Raw genomic sequence first — 25,330 nt, forward strand, 5'->3', positions numbered from 1 at the left:
ATTTCACAGAGCCTCCGCTAATGACGGCGAGATCCGAGCGAACCGAAAGCGATGACGCTGCCAGTTCGTCTGCTCCAACCCGATTCACATCCGTTTCCATGCGGGGGCCCACTGCCGTTGTCTGATCAGACTGCGGTTCCAGTGGCCTGCACCCTCACGGGACCGGTTGTGTGCAGGAAATCCAACATGAAAATCGCAGTAATTGGCCACGGCATGGTGGGCCACAAGTTTCTCGAGCAACTCCACGAGCTCGGCGTCGCGCAGGCAGAGGTCACGGTGCTGTGCGAGGAGCCTCGCCCGGCCTACGACCGGGTGCACCTGTCCGAATTCTTCGCCGGCAAGACCGCTGAAGACCTGTCGCTGGTCGAGCCGGGCTTCTTCGAGCGCACCGGCTTCACGTTGCGCCTGGCCGCCAGGGCGGTTGCGGTCGAGCGGCGCAACAACACCATCACGACGGCCGACGGCGAAGTGGTGCCTTACGACAAGCTGGTGCTGGCCACCGGTTCCGTGCCATTCGTGCCGCCGGTGCCGGGCCGCGACCGGCCGAACTGCTTCGTCTATCGCACGATCGAGGATCTCGAAGCCATGAAAGAGTGCGGCGCCCGCTCCAAGACCGGTGTGGTCGTCGGCGGTGGCCTGCTGGGCCTGGAGTGCGCCAAGGCCCTGCGCGACATGGGCCTCGAAACCCATGTGGTGGAGTTCGCGCCGCGGCTGATGGCCGTGCAGGTCGACGAAGGCGGAGGGCGGGCGCTGCGCAACAGCATCGAGGCGCTGGGCCTGCATGTGCACACCGGCCGCAACACGGTGGAGATCACCGATGGTGCGACTGCGCGGCACCGCATGGTCTTCGCCGACGGCACGCATCTGGAGACCGACATGATCGTGTTCTCCGCCGGCATCCGTCCCCGTGACGAACTGGCGCGCCAAAGCGTGCTGGCGCTCGGCCCGCGCGGCGGCGTGGCGGTCGACAGCCACTGCCGCACGAGCGATCGCAACGTCTATGCGATCGGCGAATGCGCCTCGTGGAACGACCAGACCTTCGGTCTCGTCGCGCCCGGCTACGACATGGCGCGCGTGGCCGCCCGGCACATCGCCGGGCAGGATGACGCCGCCTTCACCGGCGCCGACATGAGCACCAAGCTCAAGCTGATGGGCGTGGACGTGGCCAGCATCGGCGACGCGCACGGCAAGACGCCGAAGGCGCGCTCCTATCAATATGTCAACGAGCACAAGCAGATCTACAAGAAGATCGTGGTCAGCGAAGACGGCAAGCAGCTGCTGGGCGCGGTGCTCGTCGGCGATGCGGCCGAGTACGGCACCCTGCTGCAGCTGGCGCTCAACGGCATCACGCTGCCCGCCGATCCTGAGTTCCTGATCCTGCCGTCGAGCGACGGCAAGGCCAAGCCGGGCCTCGGCGTGGAGGCACTGCCCGACAGCGCCCAGATCTGCTCGTGCAACGACGTCAGCAAGGGGAAGATCTGCGCCGCGGTCGGCGAGGGCGCCTGCACCATCGCGGAACTGAAGGCCTGCACCAAGGCCGGCGCCACCTGCGGCGGCTGCGTTCCCCTGGTCACCCAGGTCATGAAGATGGAGATGGCCAAGCGTGGCATGGCGGTCAACAACCACCTCTGCGAGCACTTCGCGTACTCGCGCCAGGAGCTGTACCACCTGGTGCGCGTTGGCGAGATCCGCAGCTTCGACGACCTGCTGGCCCGGCATGGCAAGGGCCTGGGTTGCGACATCTGCAAGCCCACGGCCGCCAGCATCTTCGCGTCGTGCTGGAACGAGTTCGTCCTCCAGAAAAACCTCGCGAGCCTGCAGGACAGCAACGACTACTTCCTGGGCAACATCCAGAAGGACGGCACCTACTCGGTCGTGCCGCGCATGCCCGGCGGCGAGGTCACGCCCGAGGGGCTGATCGCCGTGGGCCAGGTGGCGAAGAAGTACGGCCTCTACACCAAGATCACCGGCGGCGCCCGCGTGGACATGTTCGGCGCGCGCGTCGAGCAGTTGCCCCTGATCTGGGAAGAACTGATCGCCGCCGGCTTCGAATCCGGCCACGCCTACGGCAAGTCGCTGCGCACGGTGAAGAGCTGCGTCGGCTCGACCTGGTGCCGCTACGGCGTCGACGACAGCGTGGGCCTGGCCGTCGAGCTGGAGAACCGCTACAAGGGCTTGCGCGCACCCCACAAGATCAAGTTCGGCGTCTCGGGCTGCACCCGCGAATGCGCCGAAGCGCAAGGCAAGGACGTCGGCATCATCGCCACCGAGCGCGGCTGGAACCTCTATGTGTGCGGCAACGGCGGCATGAAGCCGCGCCACGCCGAGCTGATCGCCACCGACCTCACCAAGGCCGCACTGATCCAGCTGATCGACCGCTTCCTGATGTTCTACGTGCGCACCGCCGACCGCCTGCAGCGCACCAGCACCTGGCGCGAGAACCTCGAGGGCGGCCTGGACTACCTGAAGGACGTGCTGGTCCAGGACAGCCTGGGACTCGCTGCCGAACTCGAAGCCCAGATGCAGCACGTGGTCGAAACCTACCAGTGCGAATGGAAGACCGCCGTGAACGACCCGGCGACGCGCCAGCGCTTCCGCTCCTTCGTCAACAGCGAGAAGCCGGACGAGCACATCGTGTTCGTGCAGGAGCGCGGCCAGATCCGCCCCGCCCGCGCCGAAGAACGCGCCGAAGCCGCCGATGACGTCGCCACCGCCTGAACACCCGAGGACATCCACCATGACCACCGAAACCCTTCACTGGACGGCCGTGTGCGCCGCCAGCGACATCCTGCCCGACACCGGCGTGTGCGCCCTGGTCGAGGGCGTGCATGTCGCGATCTTCCATGTGGCCCAGGCCCGGCAGTTCTTCGCCATCGACAACATCGACCCGAAGGCGCAGGCCAGCGTGCTGTCGCGCGGGCTGGTCGGCAGCCTGGGCGACCGGATCGTCGTCGCCTCGCCGCTCTACAAGAACCACTTCGACCTGCGCAACGGCGAATGCCTCGAATCGCCGGAGCACTCGGTGCGGGCCCATGCCGTGCGCGTCCAGGAAGGCCGCGTGCAAGTCGCTCTGGCCTGAAGCGCGCGCCCTTTTCCCGGTTTCATTTCTTCCTACAGTTTCCAAGGAATCCCATGGCCTATCTAGCCCCTTCCGAGTTCGTGACCAAGATGGTCGACGCCGGTGAATCCAAGCTGCTGATGTCCACCCGCGACACCTTGATCCGCTCCTACATGGCGGGCGCCATCCTGGCACTGGCGGCGGCTTTCGCCGTCACCGTTACCGTCAACACCGGCAACGCGCTGGTCGGCGCGATGCTCTTTCCGGTCGGCTTCATCATGCTGTACCTGCTCGGCTTCGACCTGCTGACCGGCGTCTTCACGCTGGTGCCGCTGGCCGTGCTGGACAAGCGCCCCGGCGCGACCTGGGCCGGCGTCATGCGCAACTGGAGCCTGGTGTTCGTCGGCAACTTCGCTGGCGCGCTGACGGTCGCGGTGTTCATGGCGATCATCTTCACCTTCGGTTTCAGCGAAGCGCCCAATCTGGTCGGCCAGAAGCTCGGCGGCATCGGCGAATCCCGCACGGTGGGCTATGCCGCGCACGGCGCTTCCGGCATGCTCACGCTGTTCATCCGCGGTGTGATGTGCAACTGGATGGTGTCCACCGGCGTGGTCGCCGCGATGATGTCGACCACCGTGTCCGGCAAGGCGATCGGCATGTGGATGCCCGTCATGATCTTCTTCTACATGGGCTTCGAACACTCGATCGTCAACATGTTCCTGTTCCCCACCGGCCTGATGCTGGGGGGCAAGTTCACGCTCATGGACTACTTCATCTGGAACGAGCTCCCCACGGTGGTGGGCAACCTGGTCGGCGGCCTGACCTTCGTCGGCCTGACCCTGTACTCGACCCACTACAAGACGGCGCCCAAGCGCGCCCTGAGCTGAGCGGCCTCGCATCGCTGCCCTCATGCGGAAGGCACTGCGCGTGACGCTCGGCCAGCACTCGCTGGCCGGGCCCAAGTCGGTGAACCAGGACTTCCACGGCGCGATGCTGCCCGAGGGCTCGCTGCGGCTCTCCAAGGGCGTCGCGGTGGCCATTGCCGACGGCATCGGCTCCAGCCGCGTCAGCCAGGTGGCCAGTGCAGCGGCAGTGCGCGGCTTCCTCGACGACTACTACGCGACGTCCGACGCCTGGTCGGTGCGCCGCTCGGCACAGCGGGTGCTGAGTGCCACCAATTCGTGGCTGCACGCGCAGACGATGCGCAGCGACGCGCGCTTCGACAAGGACAGCGGCTACGTCTGCACCTTCAGCGCGCTGATCCTCAAGGGCCGCGACGTGCACCTGCTGCACGTCGGCGACGCGCGCATCTATCGGCTGCACGCCACCGCGCTGGAGCAGCTCACGGAAGACCATCGCGTTCACCTGTCGTCGGCCGAGTCGTACCTGGGACGCGCGCTGGGCGCAGGCCCCAACGTGGAGATCGACTACCGCTGCTGGGAAGCGGAAGTCGGCGAGGTCTACCTGCTGGCCACCGACGGTGCGTACGCGCACCTGGACGCGCAAGCGGTGCACGACGCGCTCGACCGCTGCGGTGGCGACTTCGAAGAAGCCGCGCGACTGCTCGCGACGGCAACACAGGCGAAAGGCGGTGACGACGACGCCACTGTCCAGCTGCTGCGCATCGACGAACTCCCGGCGGTCGACACGGCGCAGCTGCAACTTCAGCGGGAGGGCTTGGCGATACCGCCGCCGCTGGCGCCGCGGGCAAGCTTCGAAGGCTTCACCCTCGTGCGCGAACTTCATGTGAGTTCGCGCAGCCACGTGCACCTGGCGGTGGACGACGCTACCGGGCAGCAGGTGGTGCTGAAGCTTCCTTCCGTCGACCTGCGCGACGACACGGACTATCTCGACCGCTTCGTTCTCGAGGAATGGGTGGCGCGCCGCATCGACAGCATCCATGTCCTCAAGGCCAGCACCATCGACCGGGTGCGCGGCCACCTGTATGTCGCCATGGAGTACGTCGATGGGCAGACCCTGGCGCAGTGGCTGGTCGACCACCCCAGCCCGACGCTGGCCAGCGTGCGCGGCATCGTCGAGCAGTTGGCCAAGGGGCTGCAGGCGCTTCATGGCCGGGAGATGCTGCACCAGGACGTTCGGCCCGAGAACGTGATGATCGACCGTACCGGCACCGTCAAGATCATCGATCTCGCATCCGCACATGTGGCGGGCCTGGCCGACAGCGCACGCGACAGCCGTGCGCTCGCCATCGCCGGCACGTTGCAGTACACCGCGCCGGAATACTTCGTTGGCCACGGCGGCAGCGCCCGTTCCGATCTGTTCTCGCTGGCCGTGATTGCGTACCAGATGCTCACGGGCCAGTTGCCTTACGGCCTGCAGGTTTCCCGGATTCGATCGTCCGCCGACGCGAACCGACTGCGCTACGTGCCGGCTCGCCATTTCCGCCCCGATCTGCCTGCCTGGGTCGATGCGGTGCTGCAAAAGGCGCTGCACCCCAACCCGGCGAAACGGCAGGAAGCAGTGTCCGAATTCGCACACGACCTCAAAGCGCCAGGACAGGAGTTCCTTCGTGCGCGGCCGCCGCCGCTGATCGAGCGGCATCCGGTGCGCTTCTGGCAGTGCACGACAGTGCTGCTGGCCGTAGTCGTGCTCATCCTGCTGGGTCTGCGCATCGTCGGGCATTGAGCCTGCGGCCAGGCCCGCGACGGGCAGAATGAGGGCAGGAGCAGTCGTCCGTCAAGGTCGCACGGATGCATCGCTGCCTCTTCGATATGAGCTTTCCATCACGAACCCACCGCATGCCAGGCACGCTCGCACTGTTGTTGTGTTGCGGCCTGGCAGGCATCGCTGTCGAACCGGCCCGTGCGGCCCCCGGCCAAGGGCCGAGCTGGGGCGCGATTGCCTCCATGAACCGCTGGTATGGCTACTCGTCCCACTACCCATCGCGCGCCGCGGCCGAGGTTGCGGCACTGGCCCAGTGCGATCGCGTTGCAGGCCGCCCAGGCACCTGTGCCGTGCGAACCTACTTCGATCGATCGTGCGGCGCGCTCGCGGAAGGCAACTACGGGGAATGGGGCACGGCCACCGCCTCCACAAAGGGCGCTGCGGACAAGGCGGCTGCCGGCCAGTGCGACACTCATCTGCCAGCGGAGCCCTGCAAAGTCGTCGTCAGCATCTGCTCACTGCAGTGAACGCGGCCAACCAGCCTGTTCTGCGCCAGCCGCTGCCACACACCTTGGCCTTTCCCCGGAGCCACCCTTGTCTTCCAAAGTCTTCCGCATTGCGCTATCCGCTTCGGCCGCCGCTGTTGGCGGCATCGCGGGTTACTGGACCCTCCTTGCGACACGCCAGGGACACATCCTGTTCAACGCTCGCAAGCTCCCCGTCGTTCATTTGTCTGACGACTTTTCCACGTACTCCCACACGGTGCCGGGCGGGATGGTGCGCGGCTATGTCTATCACCCCCAGGGGGAAGATGCGCTGCAGGATCTGTTCATCTATTTCGCGGGACGGGGCGAGGACGTGCGCGCCACCGCCCAGGCGCTGCACTGGCTCCCGGAAGGCTTCGGGTTCGCGGCGGTCAACTATCGCGGCGTGGCCGACTCGCAGGGGCGCCCCTCCGAAATCGCCTCGGTGGAGGACGCAGTCCAGTTCGCCAATCACCTGCGCCGGGCCTTTCCGCACGTGCGCCTGCACGTCGTCGGTCGAAGCCTGGGGTCGGGCGTGGCAATCCAGCTGGTGGCGCGACAGGACTTCTCGAGCCTGCAGCTCGTCACGCCCTACGACTCGATGCTGGAGGTGGCCAAGAAGCGCTTCCCGCTCGTTCCACTTTCCCTGTTGCTGCGGCACCAGTTCAACTCCCTGGCGCACTGCAAGGAGGTCGCAGCAAAAACCCAGGTTCTGCTGGCCGAGCGGGATGTCGTCGTGCTGCCGGAGCGCTCGCAGAAGCTCATCGCTGCCTGGCCAACGCCCGTCAGCGTGCAGACGATCCCGGCCTCCGACCACTACAACATCATGGGCCTGGAAGCGACCTGGCTCCATCTCGTCGACTTCGCATTGACGTCAGTCCTTCCTGAGCCGAAGGCCGCATGAGCGCTGATCCAGAGACTCGACAACTTCACCGCTGATAGCTTTCGTCTTACACTGGGGCGGCGCCTGATGCGAGAAAAGCAGGCGCGTGGGAATATTCCATATTCCTTGTGAACCTTCCGAGGCCCAAGATGCGTTTAGACCGTCTCTCGCCTTTCGACGTGCAACGCCAGTTGCCAGGCTGGTCGTATCGGGGCGCAGCGTTGGCGGGCTCGTCCCGCGCATGAGCCATGGCAAGCCTTGCCAAAAAGGATCTGTCGGCACCTTGCAGGCGTTGCGCTGAAACCTTGCAAGAGTGGGAGCGGTTTTGCCCGTTCTGCGGTGAGGATCAGGCCGCCGCGGTCGACGCCGACGATGCAGCTTCCCCGATCCAGCACACGGCCGAGGTTCCTGCTGCGGACAAAACCTTCGCCCCCATGGTTCTCGATTTTGCGAACACGGTGCAGCCCGATGCGGAGGAAATCATCGAGCTCCCCGAACCGATCGACGTGGACACGCCAGCGGAGGTGGGCGTCGTCCAAGCAGGCGCCCCCCAAAACGCGGACGGGCTTCGCGATGGCGAGGAAGCGAACCGCGCGGCGCGGTCGCTCACGCCCAGACGCAAGGCCGCCGTGGCGATCGGCATTGCGCTGGCGCTGATCGTGGGCCAGCTGACCTATCTGACGCTGGAGCGGGGCTATCTCGACAGCAGGGCCAGCACCGGCGGTCTTCCTGCAGTGAAGGCCGACCTGGCGCGCCTGCAGACCGCCCTGAATCGTGCCGACCTGGGCGCCGAGGCCACGGTGCCGGGCCGCGCCGCCGCGCCGGTCACGGCGGCCACGCCAGTCGCGCCCGCTATGCCGGTTGCCCCCGTTACCCCCGCTACGCCTGCCGCCGCCCCCGTTGCGCCTCCCCAGTCTCCCGCGCTTCCCGAAGCGCCGACGGCGCAAGCCGCGGCGAATGGCTGCAGCGAAACCCTCGCGGCGCTGGCCCTGTGCCCGACGAAATAGAGAACCAGAGACCCCCGCAAAAGAGAGCATCACAAAAAAATGAGCCAGGCATCTCCTGGCGGTTCACCAAGGAGCGAACATGCCAACCAGATTCCTGCTGACCTTGCCATTGTGGATGGCCTTCCTCGCCTGTGCCGCCGCGGCCCCCCGGTCGGAATACAAAGCCCCCCGGGCCGAGTACAAGATCGTCACGGCATCCAAGACCGGCACTTACATCCAGATCGGGCGGGACCTGGCCGCATTGGTCGCCGAGCCGGCCGGGATCGGTCTCGAAGTGCTCGAGTCGAAGGGTTCGGCGGAGAACGTCCAGCGCATGCGTTTCGAGCCCGGCGTCAAGCTGGCACTGGTGCAGTCGGACGTCTACCAGGCGTTCCTCGACGAGGCGAAGGCCGGCAACACCGATGCCGACAACATCATCCGTCCGCTGCGCCTCATCATGCCGCTCTATGACGAGGAGATCTATTTCATCGCGCGTGCCGATTCGCCACTGAACAGCATCCACGAGATCAAGAACAAGGTGATCGCCGTCGGGCCGCTGGGCAGCGGCACGGCCCTGACCTCGAGAACGCTCTACCAGCTGATGTTCGGCGAGGCGCTGTCGTCTGCCAACACGCAGTATCTGACCAACGAGGAGGCGCTGGCCAAGCTCACGGTCGACAAGTCCATCGACGTCGCCATCATCGTCGCCGGCCAGCCTGCCAAGCTGTTTTCCGACATGAAAGCCGAGGCACGCAACTACATCAAGATCCTGCGGCTCGACGATGCGGCACCAGAAACGGCGCGGGCGAAAAAAACCTACTTTCCGGCGGCGATACGTGCCACCAGCTATGCAACCTGGCTCAAGTCCGACGTGCCCACCCTGACGGTCAAGGCCTACCTGGTCACCTACGACTACGGACTGCAGTCGACAGTCGGAAACCTGGGCCGCTTTGCCGAATCCCTGTGCACCAACTTTGACAATCTGCAAGCCAACGGACATCCCAAATGGAAGCAGGTGCGCCTGGAACTCCCCGCCCTGGGCCAGGGGTGGCGCTACTACGCACCGATGGAAAAGCGCATGCGCGCCTGCATCGCCCGCCGATCCGCCGTCGCTGCTTCGGCCGCAGCGCAGGCGGCGCTGCCGCCACCGCGCGCCTGCACGGAGCAGGAGGTGGTATTGGGGATTTGCAGGCGATGAATGTCATCTACCGAAGAGCAACACCTGAAGACACACCAGGCTGCATCGCCTTGAGAGGCAAGACGAGAGAGAACGCCTTCTCGATTGAGCAATTGAAGGCCATCGGCGTCACCCTAGAAAGCTGGCGAACCAGCATCGGTGACGGCTCCTTGCCCGGCTACGTCAGCACGGTCGAAGGGGAACTGGCGGGCTATTGCTTCGGCGAGCGAAACACGGGTGAGATCGCCGTCCTCGCGCTGCTGCCGGAGTACGAGGGCCACGGCATCGGCAAGGCGCTCCTTGACCTGATGATCGAGGAGTTCAGGGGGCTGGGTTTCAAGCGGCTCTTTCTCGGCTGCTCGCGCGACCCCGATGTTCGGTCCTATGGTTTCTACAGGCATCTGGGCTGGACGCCCACTGGCACGGTCAATGCGGCGAACGACGAGGTGCTCGAGTACCTTCCTTCATAGGACGAAGCGGCCGATCGCCAGCGGCGAGCAACTCTGGGAGAATCCCGCGCTTGCCGCCGTTCAGCCCGATCCTCGACCCACATTTCTACGCCGCCGCAGTGCCGGCCGTGCTGCTGCTCGGCGTCAGCAAGAGCGGTTTCGGCGCCGGCTTCGGCTCGCTGGCCGTGCCGCTGATGGCCATGGCCGTCACCGTGCCCGAAGCGGCCGCCATCCTGATGCCGGTGCTGCTGCTGATGGACCTGCTCGGCATCGCGGCCTTTCGCCGCGACTTCGACCGCAAGCTGCTGATGTTCCTGATTCCCTGCGGGCTGGTCGGCACGCTGATCGGTACCCTGCTGTTCCGCCTGCTCTCGCCGCACACGGTGGCCGGCATCGTCGGTGTTTTCACGCTGCTGTTCCTGGCGCAGCGCCTGCTGTTGCCGCCGCGGCCCGACGCCGCACCGCCGTCGCGCATCGTCGGCGGCGTGTTGACCACGATCTCGGGCTTCACCAGCTTCATTGCCCATGCGGGTGGGCCGCCGGTCAACGCGTACGTCATTCCCATCAAGCTCACGCCCGTGGTGTTCACCGCCACCATGGCGTACTTTTTCTTCATCCTGAACCTGAGCAAGTGGGCACCGTACGCCTGGCTCGGGCTGCTCGACTGGCGCCACCTCGCCACCTCGTTGGTGCTGCTGCCGCTGGCACCGCTGGGGGTGTGGGCGGGCGTGCGCATCGCGCGCCGCATCAGCGCGGTCTGGTTCTATCGCATGCTGTACCTCGGCATGCTGTTGACCGGGCTCAAGCTGGTGTGGGACGGCTTCATTGCCTGAAGGAGTTTCCATCCATGTCTCGCCTTACCGTTCTCACCGGCGCCTCGCGCGGCCTGGGCCGCGCCATGGCGCAGCAACTGCTGCAGCCCGGCGCCACGCTGCTGTGCATCTCGCGTCACAGCGATGCCGCGCTGCTGCAGCAAGCGAAGGCGGCCGGCGCCACGCTCGAGCAGTGGGAGCAGGACTTGTCGGAGCCGGTCGCGGCGGTAGCCCGTCTCACCGCCTGGTTGCAGGCCATCGACTCTGCGCGCTTCGCGCGCGCCACGCTCGTCAACAACGCCGGCACCATCGGCCAGCCGCGTCCGCTGGCCGACGGCGTCGCGGCCGAACTCGCGCAGGCGCTGCGTGTGGGGCTTGAAGCGCCGATGCTTCTGGCCGGCGCCTTCCTCGGTGCCACACGCGACTGGGCGGGCCGGCGCGAAGTGCTCAATATCTCGTCGGGCCTGGGCCGCAACGCGATGGGCAGCCAGGCGCCGTACTGTGCAGCCAAGGCCGGCATGGATCACTTCTCGCGCGCCGTGGCGCTGGAGCAGGCCGCGTTGCCCAACGGCGCGAAGATCGTTTCGCTCGCGCCGGGCGTGATCGACACCGACATGCAGATCCAGCTGCGCGGCACGTCGGCCGAGGCGTTCCCGGATCGCGAGCGCTTCGTGCAGCTGAAGGCGCAGGGCATGCTGGATTCGCCGGCAACAGCGGCCGCGAAGGTGCTCGCCTACCTGGACCGCGCCGACTTCGGCAGCAAGCCGGTGGCGGATGTGCGGGACGCCTGATTTTTGCAAGGAGAAACCCGATGTCGAAACTTTGTGTCCGCAGCTTCGCGATTTCCATCGACGGCTACGGTGCCGGGCCGAACCAGGATCTCCAGAACCCGCTCGGCGTCAGGGGCCCGGAGCTGATGGAGTGGTTCTTCCACACGCGCGCGTGGCGCAAGATGCACGGCGGGGACGACGGAGAGACGGGCGTCGACAACGGCATTGCGGAGCAGGGCTTTGCCGGAATTGGTGCCTGGATCCTGGGGCGCAACATGTTCGGCCCTGTCCGAGGTCCGTGGCCGGACGACAGCTGGAAGGGCTGGTGGGGCGACGAGCCGCCGTATCACACGCCCGTCTTCGTGCTGACGAACCATCCGCGGGCGCCGCTCACGATGGCGGGCGGCACGGAGTTCCGTTTCGTCACCGAGGGCATTCACGCCGCGCTGGAGCAGGCGACCGCCGCAGCGGGTGGCCGCGATGTTCGCCTGGGTGGCGGTGTGTCGACGGTTCGGCAGTTCCTGCGTGCCGGGCTGATCGACGAGTTGCACCTCGCCATCCGCCCCGTCTTGCTGGGTTCGGGGGAGCATCTCTTTCAGGGCATCGACACCCATGCCCTGGGCTACGAATGTGCAAGGCATGTCGCTGGCGAGCGTGCGACCCACGTCTTTCTGCAGCGGCGGGCAGCCGCAGAAAAATAGCGACTGCCAGAGGCAACGTCAGAGGTACAGCTTCTGCAGCAGCTTGATCAGGCTCTCGCGCTCGCGCGCCGACAGCTTGGCGCTCGCATCGAGTTCGAGCTGCACCACCGCCGCTTCGGCCTCGCGAACGAGCTTCTTGCCTGCGGTCGTGAGGTGCAGGCCGACGGCGCGGCCGTCGTGGGGGTGCGGGCGGCGCTCGATCAGGCCGCGGCTGTCCATCGCGGCGATCAGGCTCACCAGGTTGGGCGGCAGGATGTCGAGCGTGGCGCAGAGCTGGCGCGACGTGGCGCCCGGGTTGTGCGCCAGCAGCGAAAGCACCGAAAAATCCACCTGCTTGAGCCCGTAGGCCGCCATGCGCTCGGCGAACACCGCGCTGATGGTGAGCCAGGCGCGGCGGGTGTTGTAGCCGACCAGTGTTTCAAGCACGCGCGTGTCCAGCCGTTCGGTGCGGGTGGTGGGGGGATCGATCCTGCTGCTGCGCTGGATGGCCATGTTGCAAGCGTAACCCGTAGCGCGCGTTTCAGGCTACCGCGACGGGCGCCGTGACGGCCTCGCACGCGCGCTTGACCATGCCGAGCCGCATCTCGAACTCCGGGAGCAGGTGGCGCCGGAAGGCCGCCGACGGCACCGACCAGCGCGCCGGCTCCGGCGCGGACGCTGCCGCCACGTCGATGCGCGCCCAGGCCCAGGCCATCAGCGTCAGCATCACCACGCGCAGGTAGTCGTCGGCCACCTCGTACGGCAGCGAGGGGTTGGCATGTGCCGCCATCGCGACCGTGGTGGTCAGGTAGCGCAGCTGCGCCAGCCGGCGCTGCGCGTCGGCATCGGTGTCGCGCGCCGCTTCGAGCTCGTCGCGCAGCTCGACCAGCAGCTTGCCCATGCCCGTGCCGCCGTCGGGCAGAACCTTGCGCACCAGCAGGTCGATCGCCTGGATCTCGTTGGTGCCTTCGTAGATCATCGACACGCGCGCATCGCGCACCGTCTGCTCGATGCCCCATTCACGCACGTAGCCATGCCCACCGAACACCTGCAGGCATTCGCTCGCGCCCTGAAAACCCTGCTGCGTGCAGGCCGCCTTGAGCACTGGCGTGATCAGCGCGCACCAGCGCTGCGCGCGTTCCCGCGTGGCGCCGTCGGCATCGTGCTTCGCCACGTCGAGCATCAGGGCGGTGCGGTAGGCGAGCACCCGCGCGCCGTCGATCCAGGCGCGCTGGCTGTCGAGGATGCGGCGCATGGCCGGGTGCTCGATCAGCAGGTCGGCCGCGTCGTTCGGGCCGCGGCTTGCGGGCGCTTGCGGCGCACGCATCTGGCGCCGCTCGCGGGCGTACGCGTCGGCCTTCTGCCAGGCCGAATCGAGCAGGCCGATGCCCTGCAGCGCAGTGTGCAGCCGTGCCGAATTCATCATCACGAACATCGCCTGCAGGCCACGGTTCGGCTCGCCGATGAGCCAGCCGACGGCTTCGTCGAACCGCATCTGGCAGGTCGGGCTGCCGTGCAGGCCCATCTTCTCTTCGATGCGCTCGCAGTGCACCCCGTTGCGCGTGCCGTCGGGCAGCACCTTGGGCACGAGCACCAGCGAGAGGCCCTTGGGGCCCGTCGGTGCATCGGGCAGGCGGCACAGCACCAGATGCACGATGTTGTCGCTCAGGTCGTGCTCGCCGCCCGAAATGAAGATCTTGCTGCCGCTCACGCGCCAGCTGCCGTCGGGCTGCGCGGTGGCGCGCGTGCGCACCTGGCCCAGGTCGCTGCCCGCGTGCGCTTCGGTCAGACACATCGTGGCCAGCCACTCGCCGCTCGCGATCTTCGGCAGGTACGCGCGCGCAAGCGCGTCGCTGCCGTGGTGCTTCAGGCATTCGTAGGCGCCGTGCAGCAGGCCGGGCGCCATGTTGAAGCCCTGGTTGGAGGCACTGAGCCATTCCGAGACGATCGCCGTCATCAGCGCGGGCAGGCCCTGGCCACCGTCTTCGGGTGCCGCGGCCAGCGCCGGCCAGCCGGCCTGCCAGAACGCGCGATACGCGTCGGCAAAGCCGGGCGGCGAGGTGACTTCGCCGCACTCGAAGCGGCAGCCGGCCTCGTCGCCGCTGCGGTTCAGCGGTGCAATCACCTCGCCGACGAAGCGGCCGGCCTCGTCGAGCAACTGCGCCTGCAGCGCTTCGTCGAACTCGGCGAAAGGTGCCAGGGCGCGCAGCTTCGGCGTGGTGCCGAGCACCGCGTCGAGCACGAAGTGCTGGTCTTCGGGGCGGGGTTGGTAGTTCAAGGGCTGCAGGAGAAGCTGGTTGCGCGTTCCGGGTCGCCGCCCTTGTAGCGCGCGACTTGCGGGTAGGGGCAGAGTGGCCGGGTGCGCGTGGCAGACCAGCCGGCCGGCAGCTCGGCATTGGCGGCGTTGGAACCAGCGCCGCGTGCGCTGGCCGTCACCGAAGCGGGCGCCTCGCCACGCTCGACCCAGCCGACCAGCGCGCTCAGCATGTCGAACTGGTCGGTGGCCGGGCCGCCTGAGCAGTGGTTCATGCCGGGAACCGGAAAGTAGCGCGCAAAGGCCGTGGCGTTGCCGCCGTTGGCGGCCTGCAGCCGCTCGTACCAGGCGGCGGTGTCGTCGGACGAGAACACCGGGTCGCTGGTGCCGTGATAGACCATCATCTTCGCGCCACGGTTGCGCAGCGTGGCGAGGTTGGCTGCGTCGGGTGGCGTCATGAAGGTCATGGCCGATTCGCGGTAGACGCCATCGGTCGCATCGATCAGGGGCGCGTCGCGATCCATGTCGAAGCCCAGTGCAAACGCCAGGCCACCGGGTCGAGCAGCCAGCGGCGGCGAGGTGAAGATGAAGCCGACCGCGCCGGGGTCGCGGGTCTGCGAGCTGTTGAATTTCCAGTCGCGCCAGTTGCTGCCGCTGATGCCGCTGTCGAACGGAAAGCTGCTGTAGATCCCGCGGCCTGCGCTGTTGCGCGCACCGGCGAAGACGTTGTTCAACGCCGTCTTCTGCGGCGCGCTGAGGCAACTGCCGTCACGCACGCCGGCGGCGCAGGTTGGCACGGCCGCGTCGAGCTTGAAGCGCGCCTGGCAGGCTTTGACGTCCGACACGATGCCGTCGGCCAGACCATCGAGCGCATCGCATTGCGCCACGATCTTGTTGCTCACCAGCGTGAGTTCGGCGGGCGTGAAGGCGCTTTGCAGATCAGGCAGGCCGGCCGGCGTCTGCGCGCTCGCCACCTTTGCATATTGCTGGGCGCCGTAGAGCTGCGCCACGGCAGCGCGCGGCAGGTTGTAGCCGGGGTTGCCGGCCAGGATGCCGTCGTACTCGCCGGCCGAGCGTGCGGCCGCCACCATCGCGTGCCGGCCGCCGTTGGAGCAACCGCCGATGTAGGAGCGATCGGGCCCGCGGCCATAAGCCTGAGCGATGACGTTCTTCGCCATCGGCGTGAGCTGGGCGACCGCGTTGTAGCCGTAGTCGAGCCGCGCCTGCGGGTCGATGGCGAAGAGCGGGCCGAGCGAGCCGGCATGCCCGGCGTCGGAGCTGATCACCGCAAAGCCCATCTGCAGCGCGCTGGTGGTCGGAGCACCGCCGCCGATGCCGCCCATCGCGGGCACCACCGCGCCATCGAGGCCGCCGTTGGCCTGGTAGAAGAAGCGCCCGTTCCATGCAACCGGCAGGCGCATCTCGAAGCCGATGGCATAGGTGTTGCCGTCCACCGGGCTCTTGCGCTCGGCCATCCTGCCCAGCACCAGGCAGTGCGCCGGCGCAGGTTGGCTGGCATTGCCGACGGTCACCGGGCCCGCGGCCACAGACGTCACGCTGGTGTAGACGACACCGGCGCGTGCAGCCCGGGCTGCCAGATCGGTGCAGGCCTGCAAGGTACCGGGGCGCGCTGCCGCCAGTTGCGGCAGCGGCCCGTCGCTGCGGCCGGTGCCGACACAGGCCGCCAGCAGTGCGACAGAACCGAGTGCCGCCGCGGCGGCCAGGGCGGGTTTTGTCTTGGTCATTTCTTTGTCCCCAGGTAGGTATCGATCACACGGGAGTCGCCGGCCAGATCGCGCGCCGGGCCTTCGAGGCTCACGCTGCCCATTTCGAGCACGTAGCCGTGGTCGGCCACTTCGAGTGCGGCACGCGCGTTCTGCTCGACCAGCAGGATGGTCACGCCGGTCGCGCGCAGCGCGCTCACGGTGCGAAAGATCTCCTGCACCACCAGCGGCGCGAGACCGAGGCTGGGCTCGTCGAGCATCAGCAGCGTGGGGCGCGACATCAGCGCGCGGCCGACCGCCAGCATCTGCCGCTCGCCGCCGGAGAGCGTGCCGGCCAGTTGGGCGCGGCGCTCCTTCAGGCGCGGAAACAGCGTGTAGACCTGTTCGATCTGATCGCGCCACTGGCGGTTGCGCAGCCGCACCTGGCGGAACGCGCCCAGCACCAGGTTGTCTTCCACCGGCATGGTGCCGAACAGCTCGCGCTTCTCGGGCACCAGCGCGATGCCCAGCATCACGCGTTCTTCGAGCGACAGGCTGCCGATGGCGCGACCCTGAAACTCGATCGCTCCGCTGGCGGGCAGCACGCCCATCAGCGCGTTCAGCAGCGTGGACTTGCCGGCGCCGTTGGGCCCGATCACGGTGATCACGCTGCCCTTGTCGGCCTGCAGGTTGATGCCGTGCAACACCTCGGCACGGCCGTAGCCGGCGCGCAGGTTGCGGATCTGCAAAAGAGGGGTGCTCATGTCAATGCTCCGTGCCGAGGTAGGCGGCGCGCACCTTCGGGCTCTGCTGCACCTCGGCCGGCGTGCCTTCCATCAGATGGGTGCCGAACTCCATCACCACGATGTGGTCGCAGATGTCCATCACCAGGCCCATGTCGTGCTCCACCAGCAGGACGCTCATGCCCTCGGCGGTCAGGCCGCGCAGCACGTCGGCCAGCGCCTGCTTTTCCTTGTGGCGCAGGCCGGCGGCGGGCTCGTCGAGCAGCAGCAGGGCCGGGTCGGCGCACAGGGCGCGCGCGATCTCGAGCAGGCGTTGCTGCCCCATGGCCAGGTTGCCCGCCAGCTCGTGCAGCAGATCGCCCATGCCGACGCGCTGCAACTGGCGCTCGGCCTCGCGCAGCAACTGGCGTTCTTCCGTGCGGTCGATGCGCAGCATGGCGGCGATCGCGCCCTTGCGGCCGCGCAGGTGGGCGCCGAGGGCCACGTTCTCGAGCACCGTCATGTCGGGCACCATCTTCACGTGCTGGAAGGTGCGCGAGACGCCGCGCTCCGCAATCCGGCGCGACGACAGGCCACCGATGGCCTCGCCGCGAAACTGCACGGCGCCGCTGGTCATGCCGAGCACGCCGGTGATGAGGTTGAAGGTGGTCGACTTGCCGGCACCGTTGGGGCCGATCAGCCCGACGATCTGGCCGGCGCGGATGCGAAAGCTGATGTCGTTGACCGCCACCAGGCCGCCGAAGGTCTTGCGGATCGCCTGCACCTCGAGCACCACCTGGCCGGCCGCCGGCTTGCTGCGCGCCGGCAGGTGCGCGGCATCGTGCCAGTCGACCACGCGCTGCCTGCGCGGCAACCTGCGGTCGATGAACGACCACACGCCATCGGGCAGGTACTTGAGCACCAGCACGATGAGGATGCCGAACACGATGAGTTCGTAGCTGCCGCTGGTGCCGATCAGCTTGGGCAGCAGCACCTGCAGCTGGTCTTCGAGCAGCTTCACGATGCCGGCGCCGGCGACGGCGCCCCACACATGGGCCGCGCCGCCGAGCACCGCCATGAACAGGTACTCGATGCCCATGCGGATGCCGAAGGGAGACGGGTTCACCGTGCGCTGGAAATGCGCGAACAGCCAGCCGGACACCGACGCCAGCAACGCGGCCAGCACGAAGATGCCGACCTTGTGGCGCAACGTGTTCACGCCCATCGCTTCGGCCATCTGCGAGCCCCCCGCCAACGCGCGGATGGCACGCCCGCTGCGCGAGTCGAGCAGGCGCAGAAGTGCCAGGGCGCCCAGCAGCACGAAGGCCCAGACCACCGCGTAGAACACGCGCTGCTGCCCGAGTTCGAAGCCGAACACCGTGAGGCCTTTCACGCCCAGGATGCCGTCGTATTTGCCGAGCGCATCGAGGTTGCCCATGAGGTAGTACAGCGACAGCGCCCAGGCGATCGTCGCCAGCGGCAGGTAGTGGCCCGACATGCGCAGCGTGATGGCGCCGATGATGGCCGCGCTGACGCCCGTGAGCGTGAGCCCGATGAACAGCGTGACCCAGGGCGACAACCCCAGGTTCACCGTGAGATAGGCCGTGGTGTAGGCACCGATGCCGACGAAGGCGGCCTGGCCGAAGGATGTGAGCCCGCCCACGCCGGTGAGCAGCACCAGGCCCAGCACCGGCAGCGCGTAGATGCCGATGTAGTTGAGCTGCAGGATCCAGAAATTCGGCAGCGGCAGCAGCGGCAGTGCCACCACCAGCGCGACCAGCGCGAGCGGGCCCCAGCGGCGCAGTGCGCTCGGCCGCTCCTGCACGGCAGCAGGGTTCGACTGCGCGACGGGTTGGACGGCGTCCATGTCAATGCTCCTCGTTCGAATGGCCGCTGCGCAGCGAGCGCCACAGCAGCACCGGCAGGACGATGGTGAACACGATCACCTCCTTGAACGCACTGGCCCAGAACGAACCGAACGACTCGATCACGCCGACTGCGAGCGCGCCGAGGAGTGCGCCCGGGTAGCTCGACAGCCCCGCGATCACGCCGGCCACGAAACCCTTGAGCCCGATCAGGAAGCCGGAGTCGTAGAACACGGTGGTGGTGGGGCCGATCAGCAGGCCCGAGAGCGCGCCGATCAGCGCGGCCATCGCAAAAGTCAGCTGGCCGGCCGCATGGGTCGAGATGCCCATCAGCCTTGCGCCGAGCCGGTTGACGGCGGTGGCGCGCAGCGCCTTGCCGTACAGGCTGCGTTCGAAGAACAGCCACAGCAGCACGATCAGCGCGGCCGAGGCGGCAAAGATGATCAGCGTCTGGCCGCTGAGGGCCAGCGGGCCGAGCGCGAAGCGGGTGTCCCAGAACGGCGGATTGCGAAAGCCCTCCGCGCCGAAGAACAGCAGGCCGAGCCCGGTCATCGCGAAATGCACACCGACCGACACGATCAGCAGCACCAGCGAGCTTGCCCCCGCCAGCGACTGGTAGGCAACGCGATACACCAGCGGTCCGAACGCGGTGACGATGCAGACCGTCAGCAGTGCCTGGATCGGCAGTGCCAGGTTGCGCGGGCCGGCCCAGGCCGAAACGGCGCAGACCACCGCGGCCGGCACGAAGGTGCGCAGCGCGGCCACGACGGCCGGCACCGCGCTGCCGCGATGGCGCCAGGTGGTGACCAGCTCCATGAGGGCGGCGACCGCCGCCAGGATCAGCAGCAGCCAGACCGTGCCGGGCACCTTGCCGGTCTGGAAGATCGCCAGCGTCAGCGCGCCGTAGGCCACGAACTCGCCCTGCGGGATGAAGATGACACGGGTCACCGTGAACACCAGCACGATGCCGACGCCGAGCAGGGCGTAGATCGCGCCGTTGGTGAGTCCGTCCAGCGTCAGGATGCTGGTGATCGACAAATCCATGATGTGGCCGGCTTACTGCTCGACCTTGAAGGCGCCGTTCACGACCTTCAGCATCACGCCGGTTTCGTTGGTGTAGCCCCAGTGGTTCTGCGGCGTCCACTCGAGCACGCCGTGGGCGATCACGGTGCGGCCCATGGTTTCGAAGGCATCGCGCAGGGCCGAGCGGAATTCCGGGGTGCCTGGCTTGGCCTTCTTGAGCGCCAGCGGCACGGCCTTTTCGAGCACGGTCAGCACGTCTGCGCTGTGGCCGGCGAACTGGTTGCGCGAACCGGCGCCATAGGCCTTTTCGTAGTTCGTCACGAACGCGACCGCCATCTTCTTCGACGGGTGGCTGTCGGGCAACTGCTCGGCGACGGTGGCCGGACCCGACACCACGAAGGTGCCTTCGGCGTCCTTGCCGGCGGTGCGCATCAGGTCTTGCGTGGCGGCGGCATGCGTCTGGTAGACCTTGCCCTTGTAGCCGCGCTCCATCACCGCTTTTTGCGGCATGCCGGCGCCGCTGCCCGAGGCCACGATCAGGATCGCATCGGGGTTGGCCGACGTCAGCTTGAGCACCTGGCCGGTCACGCTGGTGTCGGCGCGCGCGAAGCGTTCGGTGCCGACGATCTTGATGCCGTTCTTCTCGCCTTCCGCGGTCAGGGCCTTGAGCCAGAGTTCGCCGTAGGCGTCGGTGTAGCCGAGGAAGCCGACCGTCTTGATCCCTTGCGCCTTCATGTGCTTGACCATGGCGAAGGCCATCACGTCATTGGACTGCGGCAGGCGGAAGAACCACTTGTCCTTGCCCGGTGGCAGGCCGGCCGGGGAGGTCGCGAGCTGCGGCGTGCCCGATTCGGCGGTGACGTCCGCCATCGGAATGGCCACCGGCGTGGCGCTCGAGCCAACCACCACGTCGACCTTGTCTTCGGTGACCAGGCGCTGCGCGTCCTTGACGCCGGTGGTCGGATCGGTGGCGTCGTCGAGCACGACCAGCTTGACGGTTTCGCCCGCGATGGTCTTGGGCCAGATCATGATCCCGTTCTTGACCGGAATGCCCAGGCCCGACGCCGGGCCCGTAAGCGGTTGCACCACGCCGATGGTGAGGTCGGCGTGTGCGCTGCCGAGGGCTGCCAGCGTGAACGCGGCGGCCAGAGCGATCTTGGTGAATTTCATGATGTCTTCCTTGGGTTGAGCGGTTGCGGGGAGGATGCGCCGGTTTTCAGCGTGGCGCCATGCGCAGGGCGCCGTCGATGCGGATGACTTCGCCATTCAGATGCCCATTGGTCACGATATGGCAGGCCAGTTCGGCAAATTCCGAGGGTTTGCCCAGGCGCGGCGGAAACGGGATCGACGCGGCCAGCGACTGCTGCACCGGCTCGGGCAATTCCATCAGCAGCGGCGTGGCAAAGAGGCCGGGTGCCACGGTGCACACGCGGATGCCGTGCTGCGCCAGGTCGCGCGCCATCGGCAGCGTCATGCCGACCAGGCCACCCTTCGATGCGCTGTAGGCCTGCTGGCCGACCTGGCCGTCGAAGGCCGCGACCGAGGCGGTGAACATCATCACGCCCTTTTCGCCACCCTCGAGCGCTTCGAGCTTGGCGCACTGGGCGGCGAACAGGCGGCTGATGTTGTAGCTGCCGATCAGGTTGACGTTGACCACGCGCACGAAGTCTTCCAGCGGCGCGGCGTTGCCGTCCTTGCCGACGATGCGCTTGGCGCTGCCGATGCCGGCCACGTTCATCAGGATGCGCGCCGGGCCGTGGGCTGCGGCGGCCTTCTCCAATGCCGCGGTCACGCTGTCGGTATCGGTGATGTCGCAGGTGCACGCGACGCCGCCGATCTCGGCCGCGACCTTCGCGGCCAGCTCGGCATTGCGGTCGAGCACCGCGACCTTTGCGCCCAGCCGCGCCAGCTCGCGCGCGGTGGCCTCGCCGAGGCCCGATGCACCGCCGCTCACAAGGGCTGCCTGTCCTTCGATTTTCATTGCTTGTCTCCTTGGGGTTGCAGGATGAAGGGGAGCGCACCCGCATGCAGCGCGTCGACCAGTGCGGCGCGGTGCTTGAGCACGGCGCGCTGGTTGAGCGAGCCCTTGTCGGTGACCTCGCCCTTGTCGATCGATGGCGGCTCGTCCACCAGGTGCGCGCGCGCGATGCGGTTGGCGCTGCCGGTGCTGGCCGCGGCCAGCGAGTCGAGCATCTGCTGGAAGTGCGCACGCACCGGGGCGCTGTCGAGCACCTCGCGCATCGGCGCGTCCGGCGCCAGCCCTGCAAGCTTGCGCACGGCCTGGGTCGGGAACAGCAGCGCGCCGACCTCCTTCAGGTTGATGCCGGTGAGCACCACGTCCTGCACATAGGGCGCGCCGGCCGCGATGATCTTCGCGCGCATCGGCCCGACGCTCACGAAGGTGCCGGTGGCGAGCTTGAAGTCTTCGGCGATGCGGCCATCGAAGCGCAGGCCGCGGTGGATGTTGGCGGGGTCGATCCAGGTCACTGCGTCGCCGGTCGAGAAGAAGCCTTCCTCGTCGAAAGCCTCGGCCGTGGCTTCGGGCGCGCGCCAGTAGCCGGGCGTGATGTTGGGGCCGCGGTAGCGCACCTCGGTCTTGCCGTCGATGTCGACCAGCTTGATCTCGATGCCGGCGGCCGGCAGGCCGAGGTCGCCCGACTTCACTTCGGGCCCGGTGACGTAGAGCGCGAACGGGCCCGACTCGGTCATGCCCAGGCCGGTGCCCATGACGATGCGCTCGCCGACCTCGGCCTCCTGCGTGCGGTGCAGGCTGTCCCAGATCGGCTGCGACAGCGCGGCGCCCGAGTAGAAGAACATCTTGACGCGCGACAGCAGGTTCTTGCGCAACACCGCGTCGCTTTCCATGGCATGGGCGATGGCCTCGAAGCCGGTCGGCACATTGAAATAGATGGTCGGCGCGATCTCGCGCAGGTTGCGCAGCGTTTCGGCCATGCCGCCAGGTGTCGGCTTGCCGTCGTCGATGTAGAGCGTGCCGCCGTTGTCGAGCACGATGCCGACGTTGTGATTGCCGCCGAAGGTGTGGTTCCAGGGCAGCCAGTCGACCAGCACCGGCGGCTCGTCGCCCAGGGCGGGAATGGACTGCCGCAACTGCTGCTGGTTGGCGCACCACATGCGGTGCGTGTTGATCACGGCCTTGGGCAGCTTGGTCGAGCCCGAGGTGAACAGGAACTTGGTGATGGTGTCGGGGCCGGTGGCGGCCAGCGCGGCATCGACTGCGTGGGTTGCGGGCGTGGCGGCAAGATCGTCGAAGGCGGTGACGGCGCGGCCGTCGATGGTGCCTTCGGCCAGCACCACTTCCACGTCGGCCGGCACCACGGCCGTGATGGCACGGGCGAAGCGCTTTGCGTCGGCCGCGAACACCAGGCCGGGCGTCAGCGTGTCCAGCACATGGCGAAGCTTGTCGAAATCCTGGCTCACGATCGAGTAGGGCGGCGACACCGGGCAGTAGGGCACGCCGGCGTAGAGGCAGCCGAGCGCCAGCAGCGCATGCTCGATGCCGTTCTCGCTGAGGATGGCGACGGGCCGGTCTGCGTCCAGGCCCCGGTCCAGCAGCCCTTGCGCGATGCTGCGTGCCTTGTGCAGCGCCTCGGCATAGCTCACGCGCTGCCAGTCGCCGGTGCTGCCATCGGGCAGGCGCTCGCGCCGGGCGATGAAGGTGCGATCCGGCGCCACGCTGGCCCAGTGATGCAGCCGGTCGGACATGCGCTCCGGGTAAGGCCCGAGTTCGGCTTCGGCCTTGAGGTAGCGGGCGCCGGACGGCGCCTCGGTGAGCACGGCGCGCGTGATGCCGAACGCCAGGGTGCGGTAGCGCGGCGCCCCGGTGGTGTTTGTCTCGTTCATCTCGTTGTTCTCTTTTGCGGGCGCCGCGTCAGCCCTTGCTGACCTTGGCGCCGCGGCCCTCGAGGAAGTCGCGCACGCGTTCCTTGGCGTCCGGCGCGCTCTGCGCGATGCCGGCAATCAGCGCTTCGGTGAAGAAGCCGTGGTCGGCTGGCTGCTCGGCGATGCGCGGCAGCGCATGCATCAGCGCGTAGTTGGTGAGGGGTGCGTTCTGCGCCACGCGCTGGGCCAGCTCCAGTGCCTTGTCGAAGGCGGTGCCTTCGGGCACGAGGTACTGCGCGAAGCCGGCGCGTTCGCCGTCTTCCGCGTTGTAGACGCGGCCGGTGAGCATCATGTCGGTCATGCGTGCGGCGCCGATGAGCTTGGGGATGCGCACCGAGCCGCCGCCGCCCACGAAGATGCCGCGCGAGCCTTCGGGCAGCGCATAGAAGGTCGACGTGTCGGCCACGCGGATGTGACAGGCGCTCGCCAGTTCGAGCCCGCCACCGACCACCGCGCCGTGCAGCGCCGCGATCACGGGCACCGGGCCATACTGCACGCGCTCCAGCGCGGCATGCCACATGCGCGAGTGGTGCATGCCCTGGCCGGCGTCGCGCTCTTTCAGTTCGCTCAGATCGAGCCCGGCGCAGAAGTGGGGGCCTTCGCCATCGATGACGGCGGCACGCACGGTGTCGGGCAGGTTGTCGAAGGCATCGCGCAGCGCGAGGATCAGCCCGTCCGACAGCGCATTGCGTTTGGCGCCGCGGGCAAGGCGGATGACGGCGACGGTGTCGCGAAGCTCGATGTGAAGGTCGGGGTGGTTCATGATTGCATTCCGGTGTGGCTTCGATTATGGTTATGAAAAATAACCAATTCAAGGCCGCACAGGGCGGTCGATCTCAGTACTTACCCGAACCTGGAGACAGCCATGGACTACGAAAACCTGATCGCGATCGATACCCACACGCACGCCGAGGTGAGCTGCTGGAACCCGTTCGACAACTACGGCGAGGAGTACGACCGCGCGGCGGACAAGTACTTCAGGTCGAGCCGTCGCCCGAGCATCCAGGAGAGCATCGAGTACTACCGCGAACGCAAGATCGGCCTGGTGATGTTCATGGTCGACGCGGAGTCGAACATGGGCCGGCGCCGCATCCCGAACGAGGAGATCGCCGAGGCCGCGCAGAAGAACAGCGACATCATGATCGCCTTCGCGAGCATCGATCCGCACAAGGGCAAGATGGGCGCGCGCGAGGCGCGGCGCCTGGTCGAGGAGTACGGCGTGAAGGGCTTCAAGTTCCATCCGACGGTGCAGGGTTACCACCCATACGACAAGATGGCCTGGCCGATTTACGAGGTGATCGCCGAGTACAAGCTGCCGGCGGTGTTTCACACCGGCCACAGCGGCATCGGATCGGGCATGCGCTGCGGCGGTGGCCTCCGGCTGGAGTACAGCAACCCGATGCACCTGGACGACGTGGCGATCGACTTTCCCGACATGCAGATCGTGATGGCGCATCCGAGCTTTCCGTGGCAGGACGAGGCGCTGTCGGTGGCCACGCACAAGCCCAATGTGTGGATCGACCTTTCGGGCTGGAGCCCGAAGTACTTTCCGAAGCAGCTGGTGCAGTACGCCAACACGATGCTGAAAGACCGTGTGTTGTTCGCGAGTGACTACCCGCTGATCACGCCGGATCGGTGGCTGAAGGATTTCGAGGATGCGGGGTTCAAGCCGGAGGTGGTGCCGGGGATCCTGAAGGGGAATGCAGTGCGGCTGCTGGGGTTGGACAAGACGGCCTGATTTGCGGGATTGCCGGTTGCGCGCGGTGGATGCAGCGCCCGGTGTGCGGTACGGGCTGTCCGACCCTGCTGCGCCGGCCGCTTCGCGGCTGCCCTGCGGTGCTCGCGCTTTGCGGGGTCTCGCAGAACTCGCTTCGCTCAAACAGCTGCGAGCCCTGATCC

At 67.4% G+C, this 25,330-nt stretch carries 23 protein-coding genes; 13 read left to right on the top strand and 10 right to left on the bottom strand.

Going from position 1 to position 25,330, the window contains the following annotated elements; all coding sequences use genetic code 11:
• Nucleotides 1-186: 186 nt before the first annotated feature.
• The 12 genes from nirB (at nucleotide 187) to QTI05_RS26855 (ending at nucleotide 11,985) form a co-directional block, all read left to right on the top strand.
• Nucleotides 187-2,718, top strand: coding sequence for a nitrite reductase large subunit NirB (gene nirB / locus QTI05_RS26800; RefSeq protein ID WP_286621523.1), 2,532 nt, complete (start codon nucleotides 187-189; stop codon nucleotides 2,716-2,718).
• Between the two features lie 19 nt (nucleotides 2,719-2,737).
• Nucleotides 2,738-3,079 carry a nitrite reductase small subunit NirD gene (gene nirD, locus QTI05_RS26805; protein ID WP_286621525.1) on the top strand — a complete coding sequence of 114 codons (342 nt, stop codon included), beginning with the start codon at nucleotides 2,738-2,740 and terminating at the stop codon, nucleotides 3,077-3,079.
• Nucleotides 3,080-3,132: 53 nt separating this feature from the next.
• Nucleotides 3,133-3,945: a formate/nitrite transporter family protein gene (locus tag QTI05_RS26810; RefSeq protein WP_286621527.1), complete on the top strand. Its 813-nt coding sequence runs from the start codon at nucleotides 3,133-3,135 to the stop codon at nucleotides 3,943-3,945.
• A 22-nt stretch (nucleotides 3,946-3,967) separates the two neighbouring features.
• Nucleotides 3,968-5,704 carry a bifunctional protein-serine/threonine kinase/phosphatase gene (locus tag QTI05_RS26815; RefSeq protein WP_286621529.1) on the top strand — a complete coding sequence of 579 codons (1,737 nt, stop codon included), beginning with the start codon at nucleotides 3,968-3,970 and terminating at the stop codon, nucleotides 5,702-5,704.
• Nucleotides 5,705-5,817: 113 nt separating this feature from the next.
• Nucleotides 5,818-6,210: a DUF4189 domain-containing protein gene (locus tag QTI05_RS26820; protein WP_286621531.1), complete on the top strand. Its 393-nt coding sequence runs from the start codon at nucleotides 5,818-5,820 to the stop codon at nucleotides 6,208-6,210.
• Between the two features lie 67 nt (nucleotides 6,211-6,277).
• Nucleotides 6,278-7,111 carry an alpha/beta hydrolase gene (locus QTI05_RS26825; protein WP_286539329.1) on the top strand — a complete coding sequence of 278 codons (834 nt, stop codon included), beginning with the start codon at nucleotides 6,278-6,280 and terminating at the stop codon, nucleotides 7,109-7,111.
• A 227-nt stretch (nucleotides 7,112-7,338) separates the two neighbouring features.
• Nucleotides 7,339-8,097 (top strand): hypothetical protein, encoded by a 759-nt coding sequence (locus QTI05_RS26830; protein ID WP_286621532.1) that lies wholly within the window; start codon nucleotides 7,339-7,341, stop codon nucleotides 8,095-8,097.
• Between the two features lie 79 nt (nucleotides 8,098-8,176).
• Complete coding sequence (locus QTI05_RS26835; RefSeq protein ID WP_286621533.1) at nucleotides 8,177-9,274, top strand: TAXI family TRAP transporter solute-binding subunit; 1,098 nt, start codon at nucleotides 8,177-8,179, stop codon at nucleotides 9,272-9,274.
• Nucleotides 9,271-9,723 (top strand): GNAT family N-acetyltransferase, encoded by a 453-nt coding sequence (locus tag QTI05_RS26840; RefSeq protein WP_286539325.1) that lies wholly within the window; start codon nucleotides 9,271-9,273, stop codon nucleotides 9,721-9,723. The genes QTI05_RS26835 and QTI05_RS26840 overlap by 4 nt, the downstream gene beginning before the upstream one ends.
• 50 nt (nucleotides 9,724-9,773) lie before the next feature.
• Nucleotides 9,774-10,535 (top strand): sulfite exporter TauE/SafE family protein, encoded by a 762-nt coding sequence (locus QTI05_RS26845; RefSeq protein ID WP_286539322.1) that lies wholly within the window; start codon nucleotides 9,774-9,776, stop codon nucleotides 10,533-10,535.
• 14 nt (nucleotides 10,536-10,549) lie between these two features.
• Nucleotides 10,550-11,305 carry an SDR family NAD(P)-dependent oxidoreductase gene (locus QTI05_RS26850; protein ID WP_286621535.1) on the top strand — a complete coding sequence of 252 codons (756 nt, stop codon included), beginning with the start codon at nucleotides 10,550-10,552 and terminating at the stop codon, nucleotides 11,303-11,305.
• Between the two features lie 20 nt (nucleotides 11,306-11,325).
• Entirely contained in the window at nucleotides 11,326-11,985 is a 660-nt protein-coding gene (locus tag QTI05_RS26855; RefSeq protein ID WP_286621536.1) for a dihydrofolate reductase family protein, read from the top strand.
• 18 nt (nucleotides 11,986-12,003) lie between these two features.
• On the opposite strand, the gene QTI05_RS26860 is transcribed toward QTI05_RS26855, so the two are convergent.
• Genes QTI05_RS26860 through QTI05_RS26905 form a run of 10 tightly spaced genes read right to left on the bottom strand, consistent with a single transcriptional unit; the run spans nucleotide 12,004 to nucleotide 24,194 of the window.
• Nucleotides 12,004-12,477 (bottom strand): MarR family winged helix-turn-helix transcriptional regulator, encoded by a 474-nt coding sequence (locus QTI05_RS26860; RefSeq protein WP_286539318.1) that lies wholly within the window; start codon nucleotides 12,475-12,477, stop codon nucleotides 12,004-12,006.
• 28 nt (nucleotides 12,478-12,505) lie between these two features.
• The gene (locus QTI05_RS26865) at nucleotides 12,506-14,242 is read right to left on the bottom strand and encodes an acyl-CoA dehydrogenase family protein (RefSeq protein WP_286621538.1); all 1,737 of its coding nucleotides are present in this window, start codon (nucleotides 14,240-14,242) and stop codon (nucleotides 12,506-12,508) included.
• Nucleotides 14,239-15,963 carry a tannase/feruloyl esterase family alpha/beta hydrolase gene (locus tag QTI05_RS26870; protein WP_286621541.1) on the bottom strand — a complete coding sequence of 575 codons (1,725 nt, stop codon included), beginning with the start codon at nucleotides 15,961-15,963 and terminating at the stop codon, nucleotides 14,239-14,241. The genes QTI05_RS26865 and QTI05_RS26870 overlap by 4 nt, the downstream gene beginning before the upstream one ends.
• The gene (locus QTI05_RS26875; protein WP_286539313.1) at nucleotides 15,960-16,685 is read right to left on the bottom strand and encodes an ABC transporter ATP-binding protein; all 726 of its coding nucleotides are present in this window, start codon (nucleotides 16,683-16,685) and stop codon (nucleotides 15,960-15,962) included. Before QTI05_RS26875 ends, QTI05_RS26870 begins: the two co-directional genes overlap by 4 nt.
• Before the next feature lies 1 nt (nucleotide 16,686).
• Nucleotides 16,687-18,510: a branched-chain amino acid ABC transporter ATP-binding protein/permease gene (locus QTI05_RS26880; protein ID WP_286621543.1), complete on the bottom strand. Its 1,824-nt coding sequence runs from the start codon at nucleotides 18,508-18,510 to the stop codon at nucleotides 16,687-16,689.
• 1 nt (nucleotide 18,511) lies between these two features.
• Nucleotides 18,512-19,552 (bottom strand): branched-chain amino acid ABC transporter permease, encoded by a 1,041-nt coding sequence (locus QTI05_RS26885; protein WP_286621545.1) that lies wholly within the window; start codon nucleotides 19,550-19,552, stop codon nucleotides 18,512-18,514.
• Between the two features lie 12 nt (nucleotides 19,553-19,564).
• Nucleotides 19,565-20,701 (bottom strand): ABC transporter substrate-binding protein, encoded by a 1,137-nt coding sequence (locus tag QTI05_RS26890; RefSeq protein WP_286621547.1) that lies wholly within the window; start codon nucleotides 20,699-20,701, stop codon nucleotides 19,565-19,567.
• Nucleotides 20,702-20,747: 46 nt separating this feature from the next.
• Complete coding sequence (locus tag QTI05_RS26895; RefSeq protein ID WP_286621549.1) at nucleotides 20,748-21,512, bottom strand: SDR family NAD(P)-dependent oxidoreductase; 765 nt, start codon at nucleotides 21,510-21,512, stop codon at nucleotides 20,748-20,750.
• On the bottom strand, nucleotides 21,509-23,392 hold the full coding sequence (locus tag QTI05_RS26900; protein ID WP_286621551.1) for a feruloyl-CoA synthase: 1,884 nt from the start codon (nucleotides 23,390-23,392) through the stop codon (nucleotides 21,509-21,511). Before QTI05_RS26900 ends, QTI05_RS26895 begins: the two co-directional genes overlap by 4 nt.
• A 28-nt stretch (nucleotides 23,393-23,420) precedes the next feature.
• Nucleotides 23,421-24,194, bottom strand: coding sequence for a crotonase/enoyl-CoA hydratase family protein (locus tag QTI05_RS26905; RefSeq protein ID WP_286539305.1), 774 nt, complete (start codon nucleotides 24,192-24,194; stop codon nucleotides 23,421-23,423).
• Nucleotides 24,195-24,296: 102 nt separating this feature from the next.
• Between QTI05_RS26905 and QTI05_RS26910 the strand changes: the two genes are divergently transcribed.
• Nucleotides 24,297-25,169 carry an amidohydrolase family protein gene (locus tag QTI05_RS26910; RefSeq protein WP_286539302.1) on the top strand — a complete coding sequence of 291 codons (873 nt, stop codon included), beginning with the start codon at nucleotides 24,297-24,299 and terminating at the stop codon, nucleotides 25,167-25,169.
• Nucleotides 25,170-25,330 lie beyond the last annotated feature (161 nt).

The organism is Variovorax fucosicus, from assembly GCF_030316825.1.
GTDB classification, from domain to species: domain Bacteria; phylum Pseudomonadota; class Gammaproteobacteria; order Burkholderiales; family Burkholderiaceae_C; genus Variovorax; species Variovorax fucosicus.

What these genes read in the sequence shown, in the direction of transcription:
- nirB (WP_286621523.1), top strand. Translation starts at nt 187, where the DNA reads ATGAAAATCGCAGTAATTGGCCACGGCATGGTGGGCCACAAGTTTCTC.
- nirD (WP_286621525.1), top strand. Translation starts at nt 2,738, where the DNA reads ATGACCACCGAAACCCTTCACTGGACGGCCGTGTGCGCCGCCAGCGAC.
- QTI05_RS26810 (WP_286621527.1), top strand. Translation starts at nt 3,133, where the DNA reads ATGGCCTATCTAGCCCCTTCCGAGTTCGTGACCAAGATGGTCGACGCC.
- QTI05_RS26815 (WP_286621529.1), top strand. Translation starts at nt 3,968, where the DNA reads ATGCGGAAGGCACTGCGCGTGACGCTCGGCCAGCACTCGCTGGCCGGG.
- QTI05_RS26820 (WP_286621531.1), top strand. Translation starts at nt 5,818, where the DNA reads ATGCCAGGCACGCTCGCACTGTTGTTGTGTTGCGGCCTGGCAGGCATC.
- QTI05_RS26830 (WP_286621532.1), top strand. Translation starts at nt 7,339, where the DNA reads ATGGCAAGCCTTGCCAAAAAGGATCTGTCGGCACCTTGCAGGCGTTGC.
- QTI05_RS26835 (WP_286621533.1), top strand. Translation starts at nt 8,177, where the DNA reads ATGCCAACCAGATTCCTGCTGACCTTGCCATTGTGGATGGCCTTCCTC.
- QTI05_RS26840 (WP_286539325.1), top strand. Translation starts at nt 9,271, where the DNA reads ATGAATGTCATCTACCGAAGAGCAACACCTGAAGACACACCAGGCTGC.
- QTI05_RS26850 (WP_286621535.1), top strand. Translation starts at nt 10,550, where the DNA reads ATGTCTCGCCTTACCGTTCTCACCGGCGCCTCGCGCGGCCTGGGCCGC.
- QTI05_RS26855 (WP_286621536.1), top strand. Translation starts at nt 11,326, where the DNA reads ATGTCGAAACTTTGTGTCCGCAGCTTCGCGATTTCCATCGACGGCTAC.
- QTI05_RS26860 (WP_286539318.1), bottom strand. Translation starts at nt 12,477, where the DNA reads ATGGCCATCCAGCGCAGCAGCAGGATCGATCCCCCCACCACCCGCACC.
- QTI05_RS26870 (WP_286621541.1), bottom strand. Translation starts at nt 15,963, where the DNA reads ATGACCAAGACAAAACCCGCCCTGGCCGCCGCGGCGGCACTCGGTTCT.
- QTI05_RS26875 (WP_286539313.1), bottom strand. Translation starts at nt 16,685, where the DNA reads ATGAGCACCCCTCTTTTGCAGATCCGCAACCTGCGCGCCGGCTACGGC.
- QTI05_RS26880 (WP_286621543.1), bottom strand. Translation starts at nt 18,510, where the DNA reads ATGGACGCCGTCCAACCCGTCGCGCAGTCGAACCCTGCTGCCGTGCAG.
- QTI05_RS26885 (WP_286621545.1), bottom strand. Translation starts at nt 19,552, where the DNA reads ATGGATTTGTCGATCACCAGCATCCTGACGCTGGACGGACTCACCAAC.
- QTI05_RS26890 (WP_286621547.1), bottom strand. Translation starts at nt 20,701, where the DNA reads ATGAAATTCACCAAGATCGCTCTGGCCGCCGCGTTCACGCTGGCAGCC.
- QTI05_RS26895 (WP_286621549.1), bottom strand. Translation starts at nt 21,512, where the DNA reads ATGAAAATCGAAGGACAGGCAGCCCTTGTGAGCGGCGGTGCATCGGGC.
- QTI05_RS26900 (WP_286621551.1), bottom strand. Translation starts at nt 23,392, where the DNA reads ATGAACGAGACAAACACCACCGGGGCGCCGCGCTACCGCACCCTGGCG.
- QTI05_RS26905 (WP_286539305.1), bottom strand. Translation starts at nt 24,194, where the DNA reads ATGAACCACCCCGACCTTCACATCGAGCTTCGCGACACCGTCGCCGTC.
- QTI05_RS26910 (WP_286539302.1), top strand. Translation starts at nt 24,297, where the DNA reads ATGGACTACGAAAACCTGATCGCGATCGATACCCACACGCACGCCGAG.